Annotated in this window: 2 protein-coding genes; both read right to left on the bottom strand. The window is 33.5% G+C overall.

Annotated elements, in window-relative coordinates:
- Positions 1-441: 441 nt before the first annotated feature.
- The gene (locus CWD90_RS22795) at positions 442-1116 is read right to left on the bottom strand and encodes a hypothetical protein (protein WP_103478354.1); all 675 of its coding nucleotides are present in this window, start codon (positions 1114-1116) and stop codon (positions 442-444) included.
- Positions 1103-2458: a B12-binding domain-containing radical SAM protein gene (locus tag CWD90_RS22790; protein ID WP_103478353.1), complete on the bottom strand. Its 1356-nt coding sequence runs from the start codon at positions 2456-2458 to the stop codon at positions 1103-1105. The genes CWD90_RS22795 and CWD90_RS22790 overlap by 14 nt, the downstream gene beginning before the upstream one ends.
- Between the last annotated feature and the right edge of the window lie 204 nt (positions 2459-2662).

The following is a 2662-nucleotide window of genomic DNA, read 5'->3' as shown; positions in this document are numbered from 1 at the left end:
AACTGGAAGCTGAGGAACAGTTTTTCGGTATAGTTCTTTCTGCCTTGCATACCTTTAATTTACGCATTTCCACACATTTATAAAAGCAAAAATTGATGTTTATTGGAGTTCTGCAACGGCCACGGTCAATTAACGAAACAATTTTAAAAAAGGGGACTGTTCCAAAAAAGGTTCTTTTTATGGAACTGTCCAAATAATCGAGATTTTAGATCTTTTGACTAGAAAACCAATAAAATGAATAGTGGTCTACTGGAAAACAGTGAGATCCGGGGAGGGAAGCCTCATTTGGCACTATCATATAAAAACCATCCAGTTGCGGGGCATTAAAAATGAGGGGCGCCATATCATTTAAAACTAAATGGACTTATAACGCAGTTTTCAATATCGCTATATTAAAAATTATAGGCCTATGCAACGGCACCTATTTTGTGCTTTCATACTTCATTTATTTTCTATTTCATTTCCCCTCTTATAAATTCCAAATACGTATGATATCAATAATGGAATTGATAAAAATAATGATATTCCAGTTAATATCATTAATACCATATAAGAGCCGTCATGCGGTGTTGGGCTCCTCATTCCTCCCATAATATTAAAAACTACCCTATGTAAATTCAATAAAGTTAATATTGATATTATGATGCAAATTGGCATTAATGTAACGGTAATAATATTGAGAATACTTAATTTGGTGAAATGCTTTAAAAAATAATAAAGCAAGGCTAATCTCCAAGCCGCAACAATTGCAAGAAACCACACATTTATTGTATTTGAGGTTTCAATCGATAAAAATTTCTCTACAGGAATGGCGTAAAAAATTGCTGGAAATGAAGTAAGGCCAATAAAAGTCAACACTATAAAATAGTTCCAATTATCGATTTTGAAAGGGATCAGAATTATCCAAATGAACAATGCCAATACAAATATGTAGATAACAGAACCTAAGCCTAAGTGTTGTAATAGATTTGCCCCACTATCATCCCAATAACGTCCAATACCCACTAACCAAGTGCCAATTAACCCTAAATAGAAATGTTTCATATTAAATTGTAACATTTCTTCTCTGGTCAGCTTAAAAGTCAACAGTTTAATTAAAGTACTAAATGGACCCATTTATATTGGTTTTTCTTTTGTTCAACAGTGTTTTCTTAAATTGTTTTTTTCTATCTGCAACTCGATTTTTTGAATAGACATTTTTCATTAAATTTTCAAACTCCGCTTCCAGTTCCAAAACTGAAAAGTTTTTCGGAATAAAATTTACATCAAATAACGTGCATTTGTCCCAATAGTTGTCTGACAATAATCTTCCTTCACTTTTTAATTGGTTATATAATTCTGTTCCGGGAAACGGTGTTAACAAGGTTATCTGAACCTCGGATAAGTTACTATCAACTATAAACTGCTCAGTTTCTTTAAATGTTTCTTTCGTGTCCGTGTCAAAACCAAGAATAAAACAGCCATTAACTGAAATACCATAGGACTGGATTTTGTCAATCGCTTTCAGGTATTTGTCAAATTGCTTATATTTCCAATTCCCCCTATCAATTCCGTTCAAGCCATTTTTATTGGCTGTTTCAAACCCAATTAAAATTTGGGCACAATTAGATTTTGCCAATAGCTCCAATAGTTCGTCATTATACGCGATAGAAATATCAGTTTCAGTAAACCATTTCATTTTATATTTCCCAAACAAAGTCAACAGCTCTTTTGACCATTTTTTGTCAATAAATGTATTGTCATCCGCTAATTCAATAAAAGGCCTATCCCAAACCTCATTAATTTTGATCAATTCTTTTTCAATTTGTTGAATTGATTTCTTTTTATAGGAGCTTATAGTACGAGAAGCTGCACAAAAATTGCAATTTAATGGACAACCTCTAGTAGTTTGAATTGTCAGCCTGTTATATTTTGAAATGTCAAGCAATTCATATTTTGGTATTTTACAAGAATTGAAGTGGAAAGTGTATTTTGAATTTAAAAGCGAACTATAAAACGATTTTATAGCATCATTTTCATAGTCATTAAGAATTGTTTCCCAAATTATTTCTCCTTCCCCTTGAATTACAATATCAGCATATTGCCGTGCTTCATTTGGAAGTGCGGAAACATGTAGGCCACCAATAGCAACCGTTATTCCAAAACTTCTGAACCTTTGACTTAATCTGTAGGTTTCATTTATCCTAGCAGTTAATGAAGAAAGTGCAATTATATCTGGCTTTTCATTGATTATTTCAATTATTTCAGTTTCTGAAAAATAGTCCAATTCTTTATAAATCACTTCCCAGTTTTCAGGCGTGTGTGCTGCAAGTGTCAATAAACCTAAACTTGGAAGGCTTGCAATTACTTCACTTCTTTCTACAAATCCGGGTAAAGTCAATCCCAAGTCCAGCAATCGTTTATTATAAACTCTTACACCACTCATTGAGATTAGTATGACTTTAAATTGTTTATTCATTGGCAGATTTTTCTCGGTATGGGGTGCAACATTATTCGAACACTGCCAAATTAACTTTTTTTCGTGAATAGGCCTGGTTCCATAAAACGGCCGTGGCCGTTGCAGAAGTGCTCTACGTATAAGATATTGACCCTAGTAGGTTGTTTTTACGGAGCCATTCGGAGAACCGGCCTTGGTTGGATTTGCCGGATAAAAATGGTCAGG

This window comes from Arenibacter catalasegens, from assembly GCF_002909235.1.
Lineage (GTDB): Bacteria > Bacteroidota > Bacteroidia > Flavobacteriales > Flavobacteriaceae > Arenibacter > Arenibacter catalasegens.
Note: the sequence above shows the minus strand (reverse complement) of the source record. Positions and strands in the feature narration are given on the sequence as shown.

Excerpts from the sequence above, each read along its gene's own strand:
- CWD90_RS22795 (WP_103478354.1), bottom strand. The coding sequence starts at position 1,116 with ATGGGTCCATTTAGTACTTTAATTAAACTGTTGACTTTTAAGCTGACC.
- CWD90_RS22790 (WP_103478353.1), bottom strand. The coding sequence starts at position 2,458 with ATGAATAAACAATTTAAAGTCATACTAATCTCAATGAGTGGTGTAAGA.